The following is a 17068-nucleotide window of genomic DNA, read 5'->3' as shown; positions in this document are numbered from 1 at the left end:
AAACAATCTACGTCTTTTTTACACCTCTCTACTCCTCTACTACATTTATCTGGTCTTTTACACAAAATTTATATATATGATAATCTAAAAGTGACCCAGGATAATAATTTAAAATTGCCCTATTTAAATAGCTAAGCAAATAACATTCTCATAAGAAGAAAGCCTACTGAGGGTACTAACAAAGTTCCTAGACCTGTATAAAATGTTGCAGTCATCGCCCCATAAGGAACAAGTTCTTTATCTGTTGCAGCCAATCCACCAGCTACACCACTCGTTGTTCCAATTAAAGCTCCATATACCATAGCAGCAGTGGGATTATCTAGGTTAATCAAATCAGCAATAAATGGAGTTATTATCATAGTCAAAATAGACTTTACAAGACCTGCTGCTACCGATAAAGCAATTATATCTGAACTTACTCCTAGAGATGTTCCTGTTACAGGTCCAACTATAAATGTTACTGCTCCAGCACCTATTGTAGTTATTTCAGCTGGATTTGTATATCCTAGAATTCTGGCTATTAGGGCACCAACTATAAATGAAAATATAACACCAATAAAAAGAGAGATGACTCCAATCGGACCCGCTTTTTTTAAATTTTCAGTTTTTACACCATAAGCTGTTGAAATAATAGTATAATCTCTAATCATACTACCTCCAAGCAAACCCACACCTAATCCACTTGCTCCTCCAAAAATATATACATCAGCCAGACCACTATCACCGCCTGTTGTTCTTCCTCCTATATATGCCAGTATTAAACCCGTAATAATGGCCAAAGCAGAAGCAATTCTTTCTTCTCCTAACATTTTAGATATTTTTTTAGTAATTAACATAATAAAAGCTACTAAGGCAATTGCAATTATAAGATGATCTGCCCCCATAAAGGATTCTAAAGCTGCTTGAAACATTTATTATCACTCCTCTCTAATCATTTGTTTTTCTCAATTTTGAAATTAAAGGTACTAAAAACATGGCACCTATAGTTGCTACTCCTCCTGCTAACAAGGCAACAAATCCTCCTCTAAGAGCACCTACAACATTTAAGCGTGCAGCCATGGCTACAATTACAGGAATGTAAATAGCACTGAGAAATTTAACTCCCCGTTCAGTATTTTTATGGAGTGGTCTACCTTTTGATTTTAAATAATTTGTAGTAACCACCATTAAAAGCATAGCAATACCAACACCACCGACATCTCCGCCAACACCTATTAACTGACCTAAAATTCTACCTAAAAATGAACCAATTAACATAAACAAGGCCACATAACCCATTCCCAATATTTCCATTTAAGATCCTCCTTTTTCCGAGGGGGCATTACTGCCCCCTCAGATTATATTTATTGAACTACTTAATTATTTAACAACTTCATTATTTTTAAGATTTTCAATTTCTTCATTACTGTAATTCAACAACTTACTCAAAACCTCTTCTGTATTTTCGCCAAGTTTTGGAGCATGTGATCTTACTTCTCCAGGAGTCTTAGATAATTTCAATGGAGAACCAGCAATCTTCACTTTACCAATTCCAGGTTGTTCTACCTCTTTCATCATACCCCGATAATTAATATTGTCATCTTCAACTACTTTATCAACTGTATTTAGTGGTGAATATGGTAAACCATATTCTTCAAAAATGTCAATCCATTCCTTGGTAGTTTTAGATTTCATAACTTCTGCAAGAATTGGAATGAGTTCATCCTTATTTTCTGTTCTGAGACGATTTGTTTTAAATTTAGGATGATCTGTTAATTCTTCTTTATCAATTGCCTTACAGAAGTCCTTCCACAATTTATCGTTACCAATAGGAGTAATTATCCAGTCATCTTTTGTTTCAAAAGATTGGAAAGGAACAATAGTGGGATGAGCTCCACCTAATGGACCTGGAATTTCACCATTTATAGTATAGCGAACTACAGCATTTTCAAGAACAGAAACTAATCCATCTACCATAGATATATCGACATGTTGACCTTCACCGGTCTTTTCTCTGTATTGTAAAGCTGCCAGTATTCCTATAGCTCCCTGGTGTCCTGCAAAAATATCTCCAACAGAAGATCCAACTCTACAGGGAGGTCCTCCTACTGGACCAGTAATACTCATTAGTCCACTATATGCCTGGGCTACCATGTCATAAGCTGGTTTTGTAGCATATTCTGGTAAAGCGTCATGTCCAAAACCACATATTGAACAATAAATAATATCTGACTTAATTTCTTTCATATCTTCATAGGAAAAACCTAATTTTTTCATAGTTGTTGGACGAAAGTTTTCCACTACAACATCTGATTTTTTGATCAGTTCAGTAAGTATTTTTTTACCTTCTTCAGTCTTTAAATTAATACAAGTACTCTTTTTATTACGGTTAACACTTATAAAATATCCACTCTGAATTTCATCACCTTTTTCAGCAAATGGTCCAAATTCTCTTGAATCATCACCAAAAGGTGGCTCAACCTTTATAACTTCTGCTCCTAAATCAGCCAGAATCATTGTACAAAACGGAGCTGCTAGAACATGGCCAAGGTCTACTACTCTAATTCCTTCTAAAGCTTTCATATATTTTCCCCCTTAAATAATTTAAGTACTGTAAAATCTTTTTGAACATTTTTCTTATATACTGAACAATTCTTATAAAATATTTTTTACATATCAACACCTCCTTCAGCTGCATAATTATCTAAAACAAAAATGATTTACATACTACTAAAATCATTTAATTAACCAAAAATGGAAATCATTACTCCAGATTCTCTAAATAAATTTCCTAACATAAGCATGCAATTATAGGTGCTTTTTATTTAAATTAAGACTAAATATTTAATTTTGATATATTGAAATGATTTTTCACGGAAAAAATCTAAAAAGAACTAATAACATCTCTATTTAAAGCTTTAATGATCTCCGTACTCCACCTGACAGTATTTTTGTAATCTTCAAAAGAGGAAATCCCGTAATGGGTGTGGGCATACCTAGCCGGTACTCCTATAATAATAGTTGGTATTCCGGAACTGCTTAAAGCTATTTTGCCTCCATCATTACCTCCACCAACCCTCACTGCATCCTGAAAAGGTATATCATTTTTTTTAGCTGTCCGGCGGGCAAATTTTGTAAATCTCGGACTTGCTATAACAGAAACATCTATATGCCTTATCTGTGGACCACTTTTTAATTTTGCCTGAGCATCATATTCATCCTTAAATGTATCATCAGCCGGTGTACCTTCAAAAACAACTGCCAGATCTGGTTTAACAGTTCGCGCCGTAATTTCTGCTCCCCTTGTACCAACTTCTTCCTGAGCCGATAGTGCACCAACAATATTTATATCCAGCTGATCATCTTTTAACTCTTTCATTATTTCAACCACACAGGCGGTACCCAGCCTGTTGTCAAAAGCTTTACCTGTCATAATTTCTCTATCTTCATCATATTCAAACTCAACATCGGGGATAATGGGAGCACCGGCTTCTATCCGGTAATCTCTCAAAACTTCTTCCCTGTTTACAGCTCCAATATCAATTACCATCTCATTAATTTTAATAACCTTATTTTTTTCTTCATCTGTCATAAAATGAGGTGGTTTTGATGCTACAATACCTTTAACATATTTCCCATCTTTATTTCTGATTCTAACCTTATGTGCCAGCACATTCTGCGAATACCAGCCGCCGATTGTAATAAATTTAAGAGTACCATTTTTGTTGATCGATTTGACCATAAATCCTATTTCATCTGAGTGTCCATCCAGCATCAGCACCGGCTTTGTTTTATCAAAGTTTTTATGATACAGATAAAGATTTCTCAGCTTGTCTTCTTTAACCATAAGGTCATCTCCGACATAATCCCTGATCACCTCAAGAACCTCATCTTCAAATCCAGAAATACCATTTGCATTGGAAAGATCTTCAATTAAATCAATAGATTTCACATAAATCCCACCTTTTTATTTAAATTTAATAAATACAAAGCAGTTAAGCTGCTGCAGTTCAAAAAACTTCTCCCTGATAGATCTGTCAAAGAGAAGTTTTTCAGCGCGAAAGATTTTAACATCCATATCATCAGCTAAAAATTCGAACTTAACCTCCCTGTAATCTTTTGAATAAATTTTCCCTTGAATGCTGCCTTAGTTTATTATATATCTTAACTCAGTATCCTACAAATTGGAAGACGGGAGAAAAATTTTTATTCTTAAATATACCTCATAGGAATAATGGGTAAAAATTATTAAAACTGACAAAGGAAAGTTCACATTCGTGAAAATTTCTTGACAAACAATAAATCAAATAATATGTTTAATGTAAATACTATATACCCATACGGGGTAGTATCAGATAGCTTTAATTTTGCTTTTGAAAATACACAGTGAAGAAGTCAGGGAGGTGAAGATGGAAGGTAACACTTCCTTTCTAGGTGTAGAAGGTTGTGACTTCTCAATTACTATTTACTAGCTCAGAGGAGGCGATTCCTTCATTTTATGCAGATTCCTAACCTGACAATTATGATAACTATTAATATTTTTAAAAAAACTATTAGATTTGACGTAACGTAATATTAGTGAGGAGGTGAAAGCATGACAAGCAAAAAAATTATAAGAGAAAAAGGATATAAGTTCAGGCTATATCCTAATAAAAAACAAAAAATATTAATAAATAAATCAGTTGGTTGTACAAGGTATGTATATAACCATTTTCTTGCAAAAGCTAAAGAAGATAAATATAAAACATATACTGAATATTCTAAGCAGCTAACACAATTAAAAAGAGAATTAATGTGGCTTAAAGAGCCAGATAAATTTTGCTTTACAAAATGCTCTTAAAGATTTAGATAAAGCTTTTAATAATTTTTTTAGCGGCAAATATAATTTTCCCCAGTTTAAATCTAAAAAGAATATTAAAAATTCTTATCGAACTAATAAGTTTATTCGAAAAAGTGGAACTACCAATATTGAAATAAAGGATAATAAGATTAAGCTGCCTAAATTGGGATGGGTTAAATTCAGTAAATCTCAAAAAGTTAAAGGCAAAATATTAGAAAGTGGAAGTGTCCTGAATGTGGAAAAGTACACGATAGAGATATTAATGCTAGCAAAAACATCTTAGATGAAGGTTTAAAAATACAAAAGGCAAGTTAGAGGATATACTGTTGGGCTAACAGGATTTTAAGCCTGTGGAGATGGTGGATTACTACTTCTAAGAAGCAGGAATCCTCGGGGGCTTGCCCCGAGGAGGGTCAAAACCTGTTTTTCAATGCTCCGGCCGTGATAGCAGTTTCTGCAGAATCTCCGGTAAATGCTGCACTTGCATCCGGAAACATGGAATTGATGGCAAATGCACTAAATTTGGGAGTCGTATTCAGCGGCTTTTCTGTAACAGCTGCAGAAGATAATCAGGAAATTAAAGATTTTCTCAACCTTAAAGAAAACAAAGTGCTCGTGACAGTTATGATAATCGGTTATCCTGATGTTGAATATCAGCGAACTGTACCCAGAAAAAAAGCTGATGTAAAGTGGAAATAAAAGGCCGAAATAACTTTCCTCAGAGCCTGTGGCAGAATAATATGCCTTATTCCCTCCCATTTTGTCATACCAAGAGAAAGGACAGCCTTCATCTGTGATCCTCCTACAGACTGAATTGCACCTCTGTAAATCTGAGACTGATATGCAGCTGTTCCTTCCAAAAGATACGGTAAAGCCTCCTGCACTATTTTTTATACGGGTCTGCTGCCTGGCCCTGTATGAAGCTGCCGTTCAAATCAACAAAATTCAATTTCTGCTGTGGCCACATTTCTACTTCCGGCAGTTCTTCCTGCGGAACACCTGTAAAATATGACAATTTAACTCTATCTGCATAAAGTGGTGCCATTATTTCTGCTGTAATAGAAAATTTAAAATATCCCTGCAGTACTTCATTCAGCTTTCTTCCATCCAATTTTTCCAGCATATAATTGTAGGCACTGCTGCTGTCAGCTGATGTTTTAAGCAGAGCTTCCAAAATAATAATTGAGTCTTTATTTACTTCTTTTAGCTGTGGATAAAAATCAGCTGGATATTTTTCCGCCAGTTTTTCCAGCTCTTCAATACTTTTTCTGGTCAAATGGTTGTGTCCACTTCTAAAAGCAAGCAGTCCATAGTCAAATATCCTATTTGTCAGCTTTGCCACTGCTGAATTTTCTCTATATCCTTCTACAAGTCTAAAATAAGCATCTTCTTTATAATCACCTTCTGCATCAGCACTTATAAATGTTAATCCAATTTGATCACCGGGAGATTTTTCTTCTAAAAGCCAGAATAATTCCTCCTGATTTTCTGGATACTGCTCATCAAATAATAATATGTGGTCACCAACTTCCATTCCGGCCTCTTCAGCTGGAGTACCTGCAGTAACTGATTTGATCTTCCACTGATTATTTTTCAGCTCAGGAATAAATCCGAGTTTGGCTGTTTTCTCCTGATTTAAAATAACTTCTTTTTGATAGCGGAAAATTTCTGCCAGCTGATAAACTTCTATAGTCCCCAGCATATTATAAAGCTGATCAAGTCTGGCCATATTTCGGGCTGTTAAAGGATCGGTCTTAACAGCCTCTATATATTTATTATAACCCTGATCAACAAAGCCAACATTGATAAGTTCAAGACTTTCTTTGTATAATGCTTCTGCTTTTTCTCTTTTTTTCTGTCTTTCTGCCACCATTTTTGCCAGCTTTTTATCTCGCTCTGCTGCCAGAGCTTCTTTTTCAGCTTCTGCCTGTTTTGCTGCTTCATATTCTTCCTGATCTTCTGCTTCAATATAATGGAGCCCATCTCTGGCAGCGATCACCCATTCATCAGTATCATATAAATAGCTTATTCCATAAATCTTCTCATCAAATGTTAGTTTTTTATTTTTCACTGCTTTTTTTGCATATTCAGCAGAATCACTTTCGGTCAGCAGTACCTCATAAAAAGCATTTCTACTGTAAAGTCCTACCAGCCAGTTTTTATAAAATTTTCCGTCAACTAAATCTTCACTTGCATAAAACTTAATTCTCTCTTCAAAATTTAGATCTTCAATTCTTTTTTCTTTCAAATTAAATAATTTATGGCTGTCATAGGTGTGCAGAAATGCATATTTGCCAACCCCATCGAAATATAGGTCAAATACATAATCTGCTGTTACATCATTTTTTTGGGCGGCATTAAAATCATTTATTACCTCTAAACTTTCTGCATCAATCAGTGCCACCGTATAATAATCTCCAGGGTCTGCATATAAATACCCTTTTATTATTAAATAACGGCCATCAGGAGAATAATCAAGACCTTTATATATATATCTTCCTGAAGCATTATTTTTAATTAAATTAATCCTTTCTCTAGTAACAACTTTACTTTTCCGGCTGATTGACCACTTATTATAATAAACATCATCTGAGCGAGAACTATAAATTCCCGAAATATATTTATTATCAGGGCTTATTGCGATATAATATCCTTCATCAGAGTTTGATATTGGTAAAGTAGAAATAAAATTGAAATTATCCCCCTGATATAAATAAATATTATTTTCTCTGTGTATAGCTATTAGACTTCCATCAGGAGATAATGCCATATTATAATTCTCTCTATAGGATCGGCCGCCTGTATCTACAAAAGTATTAAAATTTAAACTGTCAATAAATTTATATACTCCGTTTTTGAGCCGATAAAGACTGAATTTGTGATAATCTCTTGACTGCCTATTCCCATTGACTGTTCTGTGACCTTTATCATAACTTTCAACTAAGACAAGAGTTTTTCCATTCTGACTGAAAATAGCATCATTAAAACCGCCCATCCTTTTTGTGAATGATTCACCACTAGTATAGGTGAAAATCTTAGTTTTCTCTTTGGTAACAATTTCGATAATTTTATTCTCTTCTTTTTTTCTTTCATCTCTGATTTTTTTTGTAACTGCAATTTTTTTAGTTTCATTTTTAGCACTGCTGTTAGATTGTCCATTTTTATCAGAATTACCAGTATCAGCAGTTAAAGTCTCTCCAGTTTCTTCTTCCCACCTGCTTTTAGCTTTATATAACTCTGCCAACAGCAGTGGATTCACCTCGGAGTTCTGTGCTATCTGGTAGGCATTTTGTCCCTTAGAATTGGTAATAGAAATATCTGCACCATTATTAAGCAGCAGTTTGACCAGATCAATATTATCTGTCCTTACAGCCATAATGAGGGGATAGGTTTCCTTTCCCTGATATGTTAGCTTTAGATTTGGGTCTCCTCCCTGCTCCACATAATTTTTAATCTGATCAATATTATTATCCACTACAGCCTGAATAAATTCTGAACCACCCATCACTGTATTATTAGATTTACCTTCTACTGCAGTACAGATAGTAAAAGAAAAAACAATTAATGAAATAAAAATAAATAGTGACATTTTTAAAAATATGTTCCTGCCTAATTCTTTTCTGCTCATCTGCTGACCTCCTAAAAAAATTATTTTAGTACAATTATGGTATAATTCTACATTTGTTAAAATAATCCTGCTGTATTTTTAGAAAAAAAAGATAGGTACCGGGTACATAAAAAGGAAATAGTACCGGGTACAAGTGAAAAATTTCATTTGTACCCGGTACTATTGTTCTGTTGGGATATCCCGGCCTGAATGTTAAGTATTTAATTTTAATTAGTTGATAAATTGTTCAGAAAATTTATGTACCTTATTTTTTAGTTCTTTAAGAGTTTTTTCATCATCTGAAGCTTTTAATGCTTCAAATATAAATTCAGCTATTTTTTTCATATCTTTTTCTTTCATACCCCTGGTAGTAACTGCAGGTGTACCTATTCTGATTCCACTTGTTACAAATGGACTCCTTGTCTCAAAGGGAATTGTATTTTTGTTAACTGTAATTCCAATTTTATCCAGCGCCTCTTCTGCTTCCTTACCTGTTATATTCATATTGGTTAAATCCACAAGCATAAGGTGATTATCAGTTCCACCAGAAACCAGCCGCATACCATGTGATTTTAATTCATGAGCTAAAGTTTGTGCATTATCAATAATCTGCTGCTGGTAATCCATAAATTCATCTGTCAGTGCTTCTTTAAAACCAACTGCTTTTGCTGCTATTATGTGCATTAGAGGACCACCCTGCAGGCCCGGGAAAATTGCCTTATCAATATCTTTTGCATATTCTTTTTTGCAGAGAATCATTCCTCCTCTGGTACCTCTAAGTGTCTTGTGAGTTGTGGTTGTCACAAAATCAGCCTCTTCTACTGGATTAGGATGCAGTCCAACAGCTACCAGACCAGCAATATGTGCCATATCTACCATAAATAATGCTCCAACTGAATCAGCAATATCTTTGAATTTTTTAAAATCAATCACACGCGGATATGCACTTGCGCCAGCAACAATTAATTTTGGTTTATGTTCTACTGCTAAAGATTGGACCTGATCATAATCTATAATTTCTTCTTCTTTTGTTACTCCATAATGGACAAAGTTAAAGTATTTACCGGATATATTAACTGGACTCCCATGAGATAAATGTCCACCGTGAGTTAAATCCATAGCCAGAATAGTTCCACCAACTGGAACATGTGATAAATAAACAGCCTGATTTGCCTGAGATCCTGAATGAGGCTGCACATTTGCATGTTCTGCATTATAGAGTTCTTTTGCTCTTTTTATTGCCAGTTCTTCTGCTTTATCTATTACTTCACAGCCGCCGTAATATCTTTTATGAGGATATCCTTCTGCATATTTATTAGTTAATATAGAACCAGCTGCTTCCATTACAGCTTCACTAACAAAATTTTCGGATGCAATAAGTTCAATATTTTTAGCCTGACGATTTTTTTCTTCAGCAATTATATCAACCATTTCCGGATCAACCTTTTTTAAATTATGCATAAATTTCATCTCCTTATTTTGACCATATGAACCTTAAAATTTTAAAAAATGATTCTAACTAAATTAAAAATTTATATTTAGGACAAATGTCCTGGTATTATATATTCTAAAAAACACTAATACTACGAATTATCTAAATCAACCTTTTTTGCATTACGCTGCATTTACCCCTTCTCTACTTTTTTTCCGCAGTGAATCAACTATTATAGCAATTGCTCCATCACCAGTAACATTACATGCTGTTCCAAAACTATCCTGAGCCAGATAAAGTCCAATCATTAACGCAGTTGCACCTTCACCAAAGCCAAGAATGGAGGTTAGAAGGCCTAAAGCAGCCATTACTGCCCCACCAGGAACTCCAGGTGCAGCAATCATCGTTACACCAAGTAGAACTATAAAATGAAAGAAATGTCCAAATACTGGTGTTCCCCCCTGGATTAATACTACTGCAATGGCACAGGTTGTTAATGTAATTGTACTTCCTGCTAAATGAACTGTAGCACCTAAGGGAATAACAAAATCAGCAACTCGTTCACTAATATTATTCTTTTTCGCACTTTTTAAAGTTACTGGGATTGTTGCTGCACTCGACATAGTACCAATAGCAGTCGTATAAGCTGGAATCATATTTTTTAAACTTGTAAATGGATTTTTACCAGAAAATCCACCAGCAATTGAGAACAGTAGTACCAAATAACCAAGATGCATTGCTATAATTAAGGCAAATACCCTACCAAAGACACTAAGGGTTTGAAATGCAGTCCCGGAATGTGCCATATTTGCAAATACACCGGCAATATGAAATGGTAAAAATGGTATAATTACTTTTTCAATAACTAATACTATTATCTCTCTAAATTCATTCATAAATCCATACAGGTTTTGAAGATTTTTTTGAGATCTAATATAATTTATACCCAGACCAATTATAAAAGCAGTTACAAGTGCTGTCATCACACCAAGTAATGGTGGAATTTCCAATTTTAAATATGGCTCCAATCCCCCTTCTTCAGGATTAGCAACAGAAGCACTTTTTACAATAGCAGGTACTATTCTGCTTGCAATTAAATAAGCAATTGTACCTGCAGTAATAGTAGACCCATAAGCAATTAAAACTGTGGAACCTAAAAGTTTACCTGCTTTATCACCAAGTTCTGCAATTCCAGGAATAATAAATGCTAAAATTACAAAGGGAACAATATAATTTAAAAATTCTCCAAAAATATGAGTAAATGTGTAAATCAGTCTAGACATCCAGGTAGGAAAAATCATACCAATTATTATACCTATTATAATACCTATCAATAACCTGGGAACCAAACCTAATTTTTTCATTAATTAGACACCCCTTAAAATATTTTGATTTTACTGTATTTTAATTAACTAAAATAGAAAAGGAAGCTTCTAGTTTATTAAAATATAAATAAAATGTTTCTAACTAACTATTATATATGTTATTTTAGAATTTTCTTTCTTTTCTATTATTTAAGTACCCCTTTCTTATTGAATTTTCTACTTCAATAAGAAAGGAGTTTTAAATTTGTTGATTATAAAATTTTTTAGAATTAATTTTATCTAAATTAAATCCATTTCTTTACCTACCTTTTTGAACTTTTCTACAGCATATTCCAGATCATCACTGCTGTGAACAGCTGAAATCATAACCCTTATTCTTGCTTTCCCTTTCGGTACAGTTGGGTAACCGATCGACTGTGCAAATATTTTTTCTTCAAATAGTCTGTCACTCAATTCCTGAGCAGTTTTTGCATCACCTATCATAACCGGTGTAATAGGAGTTTCGCTGTGGCCTACATCAAAACCAGCTTCTTTTAATTTTTCTTTAAATTTATCACCATTTTCCCAGAGTTTACTGACTAATTTATCATCTCTCTGCAAAATTTCTACTGCTTTAATTGTTGCTGCTATATCTGGTGGTGTAACTGCAGAACTAAACAAGAATGGTCTTCCCTGCTGTTTTAAATACTCTTTAAGTACTTTACTTCCAGCAACACATCCACCAACTGTTCCAATTGCTTTAGAAAAAGTTCCTACTTCAATATCCACTTCTCCATGAAGATTAAAGTGATCAACAATACCGCGTCCGTGAGACCCTAAAACACCTTCACCATGAGCATCATCAACCATAACTAAAGCATTATATTTTTTACCTAACTCAACGATATCTGCCAGTGGAGCAATGTCTCCATCCATGCTGAAAACACCATCTGTCACAATTAATTTTCTCCCCTTACAATCTGACTGCAGAACCTCTTCCAATGATTTCATATCTACGTGGTTATAGACTTTTACTTCAGCACCAGAAAGACGGGTTCCATCAATTATACTGGCATGATTTAATTCATCACTAATTATAGTATCTTCTCTGCCAACAAGTGCAGGTATTACAGCTAAATTGGCATTAAAACCGGATTGAAAAGTTAAAACAGCCTCTGTTTTTTTAAACTCTGCAAGCTTTTTTTCGAGTTCATTGTGCAGTGTCATAGTTCCAGCAATACTCCTTACAGCACCGGGACCAATTCCAAATTTATTGAGAGCATCCTGAGCAACTTTAACAATTTCTTTGTGATTTGCCAGTCCCAGATAATTATTCGAACTGAAATTTAAAACTTCTTCTCCGTTAATTTCCAGCCATGCTCCCTGTGGACTCTCTAAAGTTTTTATTTTATTATATAGTCCTTCTTTTTTTAAATCTGAAATTCTATTTTGTAATTCTCTTTGAAATTCGGTATTCATAAAAATTCCTCCTCAGGGTTTCAAAATTATTTTACCACAGTTTCCTTCTTCCATTAGCTTCATACCCTTTTCAAAATCTTCTAATGAAAAGGTATGAGTAATCAAAGGACTGAGATCAACAAGTTCTTCTTTCAGCAGACGTTTTGCGGTATACCATGTATTAAACATTTTTCTGCCGGTTATACCGTGCAGATCTATACCTTTAAAAACTACATCATCGGTTAAATTTAAATCAACACTGCCGTCCGGCAGACCTAATACAGCCATACTTCCACCGGGAGTAATTGATTTCAGTGAGTGCTTTAAAGCATTCTCATTTCCGGACATCTCTGCTGCAAAATCAACCCCTATTCCATTAGTATTATCCATAACTACATTTTCTAAATTACTGCTGGTAGGATCAACAACAATATCAGCTCCCATTTTTTCCGCAAGTTCTTTTCTGTAATCATTAATTTCACTCACTATAATAATGGCTGCTCCAAATGCTCTGGCAACAGCTATGGCAAGCAGACCTACCGGTCCTGCTCCGGTAATTAAAATATTTTTTCCGGCTACATTGCCAGCACTTATAGTATCTATAGCATTTCCCATCGGTTCCTGCAGAGAAGCAAATTCAGGAGGAATAGAATCATCATTTTCCCACACATCGACTTTATTTATAACTGCATATTTAGCAAATACACCATCTGTGTGTACTCCTAAAATTTTCATATCATTACATATATGTCTTTTACCTGTTTTGCACTGATAACAATGTCCACATGGAATATGTGTTTCTGCTGATATAAAGTCCCCAATCTCTACATTTTCAACTCTTTCACCTTTTTCTATAACTTTACCTGCAAGTTCATGTCCCATTATCTGTGGTACTTTAATGTTTTGCTGTGCCCAATTATTCCATTCATAAATATGAAGATCTGTTCCACATATTGAAGTACTTTCCACTTCTACTAAAACCTGTTCAGGACCACAATTCGGAATATCAACCTCCTTTAATACAGCACCTTTTCCAGGTTTATCCTTGACAACAGCTTTCATTTTTTTGCACATAAAAACACCCTTTTCTATTTCTAAACTTTATTAACCCAAACTTATTACTTATACATGTAAAAAGGCCGGGGAAATATATCTCCCGGCCCAGAGCCCTAGTTCTTAAATTATAATTTTCAGTATGTAACAATATTCTGATACTTCTGGCAAAAGTAACAGTGATAAATTTACACAAACTAATTAATATGATATAATTTGTCAGAGAGTGTTTGACTAACAGAACAGTGGCAGCTGTAATCTGTTACCCCACATTTTAATTATTTAAACTTAATCCCTCCTTTCTTAATTTTAAGAGTTCGGGGAAGAACTCTGTCCTTTTATAGTCTTTAATCTATTTTTTTATCTACTGCTGCAGTTTAGTATTACAACAATTTTGTTCTTAATTACCACATTTTAATTATATTATAGTGTCAATTCAGAACTTTGTCAAGTCAAATTACATAAATTTTCTTTTTTATTTAATCCTTCGACAAAATCAGAGGTGTTTTTATGTCTTTTGGTAAAAACCTAAAAAAAATGAGAAAAAAACGCGGTTTAACACAAAAAGAATTGGCAGAGCTGGTGGGAATAAAAAGATCAACTGTGGCCGGTTATGAGAGCAAAAATCAGGAGCCTTCTTATGAAATTCTCAAAAAAATTTCTGATACATTACAGTGCAGTATTGACACACTGCTGGATTTTAATGAAAAAAATGCTGTTAAAGAAAAATCCCTGCTGAAAGAAATAACTGACAATAAAGAGCTGGAACAGCTGGTGGATTACCTTAAAGAAATGGATTCTAAAGATATTAGTTTTTACAGAAAGCTGATAGAATTTATTGAAGCAGAAAAAAATTGAATATAAAAAAAGCCTGCTTAATGAGGAAATAGGCTCTTAACTGTTTAGTGTGGATAACCTAAATGGTATATATTAACATTAGTGGTAACGTAAAATTTAAATACACCCTCAAGTCAGCCTGAATTTTAATATTAAATAAATGCTTTAAATAAATCAAATTCAAGTTTACCACACTGTAAATATATAGCTGTCATGAAATTATTAAAATTCCTGAACCCTCTGGCTTTTCTCTTTCTGGTCTAAACAATACTGTTTAAACCCTCTAATATACCATTATTGATTCGGCTTTCAATATCGTTTATTATCCCCTGCCAGTGTCTATAGATAAATCAGCCTATCTCAACCATTGGTTCCAGCTGGCTGCAAATCGCCCAGAGTTATTATTTCTTCAGATAACTTGCTGCTATTGTGAGATCATCTATATTCCAGAATTTCTGCAGAAATAATCTAAGATTATAGGCTCTCATTGTTTTTAAATTCATTTCGGATAGTGATTTTAGTTTCTTTTTCTGCCCTTTAATTAAATTCTTCTTGTATTTAAGACAGATGTGCATTGTCTTTTGAGTTCTTTATTATCAAACTGCTTATTCTGTTCATTGCATCTTACCTGATCAACATCTTAATTTACAGCTTTCATTACATGGAATTTATGCAAACCAATTTTATCAATGGAAAAAAACGTTTTATTGAATCTGCAATCTGCATCCAGTGTATAAGAATGTCTATAGAAAAGAAATCTATCAGAAATTTTATGAAGCTAAAGAAAATATAGAAAATTTCATTGACTATTACAATTCTGAAAGATTAATAGATTAATAATATCAGATCAAAAATATAATGGTAAAACCGATAAAATTATAGATAAAAGAAGAAGCATTAGCTTGCTATTTATAGAAGAAAACGTCTCAACCAAAAAAACCAACAGCTGCATCAATTCCCAGGACTACAAAAGTATTTTGAAATTTACTGAACTTATCAGAAACAATACAATTAATTACTAAATCCAGGTTCCACTATCTAAATCAATAGCATCATTTAGTTTTGCTACAAGAGAAGTTACTGCAAGATCTCCTGTTACATTATTCATAGTCCTTATTCTATCTAAAATAGGATCTATTCCTGCCACAAAACCAACAACCTCTAATGGAAGGCCTAACTGTGTTAAAACCATAGTTAGCATAATTAAACCACTACCAGGCACACCTGCAGTACCAATACTCGCCAGGGTTGCTGTTAAAACAATGGTCATCTGTTCTCCTATTGTTAATGCCTGCCCGATTAAATTGGCAGCAAATATAGCTGCTACACCTTGATACATTGCTGTACCATCCATATTAATTGTTGCACCCAAAGGAAGTGTAAAACTATAAACAGATTCATCAATTTTTAAATTATTTTCAGCATCATTCATTGTCACAGGCAAAGTTCCACTACTAGAACGAATACTCAAAGCAGTCAGCATTGTATTTTTGGAACCATTTAAAAAAGATAGTGGTGATTTTCTTAAAAAGCCTATTACTATTATTAAAAGATATGTAATTGAAATATGAACTATTACAGCTAATAGTAAAGAAAAAATTAATTTTGCAAAGGGAATAATTACATTTAATCCTGATTCCCCAAAAACTCCAGCCATTAAAGCAAATATACCTAATACCCCATATTCCATAATTCCCCATACTATTTTGAACATTACTTCTGAAATTGTTTCCACAAGATCAAATAATAATTCAGCAATTTTTTTAATTTTAGCTTTTCCACTTTCTTTTACTATAGCCAAAGCTATTCCAAAAATAATTGCAAAAAATATTGTCTGTAATACATTTCCTTCCGCCATTGCTCCTACAACATTATCTGGGAAAATATTCATAATAACATGCTGAAAACCAGGAGCTTTTTCAGCCGATATCTCAGCACTGGTTTTAAGAGTTAAACCAATACCTGGATCAATAAGATTTGCCATAAACAATCCAATTAATATAGCTATAGCTGTAGTCAAACTATAAAATAAAACAGTTTGAATACCAATTCTACCAAGTCTAGAAGGACTTAATTTCTTCATTCCCATTATTAAAGTAAAAAATATAATTGGAATAACAATCATTTTAAGTAATTTGATAAAAATATCTCCTAAAAATTTTATGGAAACCATTGCTTCTCCAAAAATAAGTCCCATTATAGAACCTAGAATAAAAGATACTGCAATTCTGTAAACTAATGGAATTGAGCGATACTTTTGCCATAAAGTTTTTTCTTTTTGCATTTCAATATTACTCCTTTCTTCAATAATATTTATGCTGAACATTTACTCTTATTATTAAATTTACTTTAAAAAAATTGGTTCTTTCAGGAAAATTAACTATTTTCAAATAATTTAAAATTCAATTTTTATTTATTAAGTAATTATATTTTCCATTATAATTCGGATTCCTCACAGTTTAGGAGATTTTTCCCAGCAATACCTGGTTCTGTCATTTCAAATGGATTTAGAATTTCCTCAAGCTCTTCTTCGCTCAAAATCCCCTGTTCCAGAATAA

The 17068-nt window shown here is 33.5% G+C and carries 17 protein-coding genes; 5 read left to right on the top strand and 12 right to left on the bottom strand.

Going from position 1 to position 17068, the window contains the following annotated elements:
- Nucleotides 1-131 precede the first annotated feature (131 nt).
- The 4 genes from madM to DER71_RS06985 all read right to left on the bottom strand — a co-directional run bounded on the left by madM (nt 132) and on the right by DER71_RS06985 (nt 3931).
- The gene (gene madM / locus DER71_RS07000; RefSeq protein WP_114458225.1) at nt 132-911 is read right to left on the bottom strand and encodes a malonate transporter subunit MadM; all 780 of its coding nucleotides are present in this window, start codon (nt 909-911) and stop codon (nt 132-134) included.
- 16 nt (nt 912-927) lie between these two features.
- The gene (madL, locus tag DER71_RS06995) at nt 928-1293 is read right to left on the bottom strand and encodes a malonate transporter subunit MadL (protein WP_114458224.1); all 366 of its coding nucleotides are present in this window, start codon (nt 1291-1293) and stop codon (nt 928-930) included.
- Nucleotides 1294-1359: 66 nt separating this feature from the next.
- Nucleotides 1360-2562: a CaiB/BaiF CoA-transferase family protein gene (locus DER71_RS06990; protein ID WP_114474453.1), complete on the bottom strand. Its 1203-nt coding sequence runs from the start codon at nt 2560-2562 to the stop codon at nt 1360-1362.
- Between the two features lie 301 nt (nt 2563-2863).
- Complete coding sequence (locus tag DER71_RS06985; RefSeq protein ID WP_114474452.1) at nt 2864-3931, bottom strand: M42 family metallopeptidase; 1068 nt, start codon at nt 3929-3931, stop codon at nt 2864-2866.
- Between the two features lie 642 nt (nt 3932-4573).
- Here DER71_RS06985 and DER71_RS12230 point away from each other — a divergent pair.
- The 3 genes from DER71_RS12230 to DER71_RS06970 all read left to right on the top strand — a co-directional run bounded on the left by DER71_RS12230 (nt 4574) and on the right by DER71_RS06970 (nt 5518).
- On the top strand, nt 4574-4819 hold the full coding sequence (locus DER71_RS12230) for a helix-turn-helix domain-containing protein (protein ID WP_233487385.1): 246 nt from the start codon (nt 4574-4576) through the stop codon (nt 4817-4819).
- 210 nt (nt 4820-5029) lie between these two features.
- On the top strand, nt 5030-5134 hold the full coding sequence (locus DER71_RS12510) for a zinc ribbon domain-containing protein (RefSeq protein WP_369834951.1): 105 nt from the start codon (nt 5030-5032) through the stop codon (nt 5132-5134).
- 3 nt (nt 5135-5137) lie between these two features.
- On the top strand, nt 5138-5518 hold the full coding sequence (locus tag DER71_RS06970; RefSeq protein WP_114458221.1) for a nitroreductase family protein: 381 nt from the start codon (nt 5138-5140) through the stop codon (nt 5516-5518).
- Here DER71_RS06970 and DER71_RS12225 read toward each other — a convergent pair.
- The 6 genes from DER71_RS12225 to tdh all read right to left on the bottom strand — a co-directional run bounded on the left by DER71_RS12225 (nt 5473) and on the right by tdh (nt 13694).
- Nucleotides 5473-5610: a hypothetical protein gene (locus DER71_RS12225; RefSeq protein ID WP_233487023.1), complete on the bottom strand. Its 138-nt coding sequence runs from the start codon at nt 5608-5610 to the stop codon at nt 5473-5475. The two genes, DER71_RS06970 and DER71_RS12225, sit on opposite strands and share 46 nt — an antisense overlap.
- A gap of 92 nt (nt 5611-5702) precedes the next feature.
- The gene (locus tag DER71_RS06960; RefSeq protein ID WP_114474451.1) at nt 5703-8447 is read right to left on the bottom strand and encodes an ankyrin repeat domain-containing protein; all 2745 of its coding nucleotides are present in this window, start codon (nt 8445-8447) and stop codon (nt 5703-5705) included.
- Between the two features lie 210 nt (nt 8448-8657).
- On the bottom strand, nt 8658-9887 hold the full coding sequence (gene glyA / locus DER71_RS06955; RefSeq protein WP_114458219.1) for a serine hydroxymethyltransferase: 1230 nt from the start codon (nt 9885-9887) through the stop codon (nt 8658-8660).
- 153 nt (nt 9888-10040) lie between these two features.
- Nucleotides 10041-11222: a dicarboxylate/amino acid:cation symporter gene (locus tag DER71_RS06950; protein ID WP_114458218.1), complete on the bottom strand. Its 1182-nt coding sequence runs from the start codon at nt 11220-11222 to the stop codon at nt 10041-10043.
- A 240-nt stretch (nt 11223-11462) separates the two neighbouring features.
- The gene (locus tag DER71_RS06945; RefSeq protein ID WP_114474450.1) at nt 11463-12647 is read right to left on the bottom strand and encodes a glycine C-acetyltransferase; all 1185 of its coding nucleotides are present in this window, start codon (nt 12645-12647) and stop codon (nt 11463-11465) included.
- Between the two features lie 6 nt (nt 12648-12653).
- The gene (gene tdh / locus DER71_RS06940; RefSeq protein ID WP_114474449.1) at nt 12654-13694 is read right to left on the bottom strand and encodes an L-threonine 3-dehydrogenase; all 1041 of its coding nucleotides are present in this window, start codon (nt 13692-13694) and stop codon (nt 12654-12656) included.
- A gap of 489 nt (nt 13695-14183) precedes the next feature.
- Between tdh and DER71_RS06935 the strand changes: the two genes are divergently transcribed.
- Nucleotides 14184-14531 (top strand): helix-turn-helix domain-containing protein, encoded by a 348-nt coding sequence (locus tag DER71_RS06935; RefSeq protein WP_114474448.1) that lies wholly within the window; start codon nt 14184-14186, stop codon nt 14529-14531.
- Between the two features lie 380 nt (nt 14532-14911).
- On the opposite strand, the gene DER71_RS12505 is transcribed toward DER71_RS06935, so the two are convergent.
- Nucleotides 14912-15085: a transposase gene (locus tag DER71_RS12505; RefSeq protein ID WP_114458214.1), complete on the bottom strand. Its 174-nt coding sequence runs from the start codon at nt 15083-15085 to the stop codon at nt 14912-14914.
- Between the two features lie 154 nt (nt 15086-15239).
- Between DER71_RS12505 and DER71_RS12500 the strand changes: the two genes are divergently transcribed.
- Entirely contained in the window at nt 15240-15347 is a 108-nt protein-coding gene (locus DER71_RS12500) for an IS3 family transposase (RefSeq protein WP_158531798.1), read from the top strand.
- A 181-nt stretch (nt 15348-15528) separates the two neighbouring features.
- Here DER71_RS12500 and DER71_RS06920 read toward each other — a convergent pair whose 3' ends face one another.
- Nucleotides 15529-16794 (bottom strand): dicarboxylate/amino acid:cation symporter, encoded by a 1266-nt coding sequence (locus tag DER71_RS06920; RefSeq protein WP_114458212.1) that lies wholly within the window; start codon nt 16792-16794, stop codon nt 15529-15531.
- Nucleotides 16795-17068: the final 274 nt, after the last annotated feature.

The sequence above is a fragment of the Halanaerobium sp. DL-01 genome, from assembly GCF_003338615.1.
Taxonomy (GTDB): domain Bacteria; phylum Bacillota; class Halanaerobiia; order Halanaerobiales; family Halanaerobiaceae; genus QPJE01.
The sequence above is the reverse complement of the archived record's forward strand: the minus strand, read 5'-3'. Positions and strand labels throughout refer to the sequence as shown.

What these genes read in the sequence shown, in the direction of transcription:
- DER71_RS06935 (WP_114474448.1), top strand. Translation starts at nt 14,184, where the DNA reads ATGTCTTTTGGTAAAAACCTAAAAAAAATGAGAAAAAAACGCGGTTTA.
- DER71_RS12505 (WP_114458214.1), bottom strand. Translation starts at nt 15,085, where the DNA reads ATGCACATCTGTCTTAAATACAAGAAGAATTTAATTAAAGGGCAGAAA.
- DER71_RS06990 (WP_114474453.1), bottom strand. Translation starts at nt 2,562, where the DNA reads ATGAAAGCTTTAGAAGGAATTAGAGTAGTAGACCTTGGCCATGTTCTA.
- madL (WP_114458224.1), bottom strand. Translation starts at nt 1,293, where the DNA reads ATGGAAATATTGGGAATGGGTTATGTGGCCTTGTTTATGTTAATTGGT.
- madM (WP_114458225.1), bottom strand. Translation starts at nt 911, where the DNA reads ATGTTTCAAGCAGCTTTAGAATCCTTTATGGGGGCAGATCATCTTATA.
- DER71_RS12225 (WP_233487023.1), bottom strand. Translation starts at nt 5,610, where the DNA reads ATGAAGGCTGTCCTTTCTCTTGGTATGACAAAATGGGAGGGAATAAGG.
- tdh (WP_114474449.1), bottom strand. Translation starts at nt 13,694, where the DNA reads ATGTGCAAAAAAATGAAAGCTGTTGTCAAGGATAAACCTGGAAAAGGT.
- DER71_RS06920 (WP_114458212.1), bottom strand. Translation starts at nt 16,794, where the DNA reads ATGCAAAAAGAAAAAACTTTATGGCAAAAGTATCGCTCAATTCCATTA.
- DER71_RS12230 (WP_233487385.1), top strand. Translation starts at nt 4,574, where the DNA reads ATGACAAGCAAAAAAATTATAAGAGAAAAAGGATATAAGTTCAGGCTA.
- DER71_RS06960 (WP_114474451.1), bottom strand. Translation starts at nt 8,447, where the DNA reads ATGAGCAGAAAAGAATTAGGCAGGAACATATTTTTAAAAATGTCACTA.
- DER71_RS06950 (WP_114458218.1), bottom strand. Translation starts at nt 11,222, where the DNA reads ATGAAAAAATTAGGTTTGGTTCCCAGGTTATTGATAGGTATTATAATA.
- glyA (WP_114458219.1), bottom strand. Translation starts at nt 9,887, where the DNA reads ATGCATAATTTAAAAAAGGTTGATCCGGAAATGGTTGATATAATTGCT.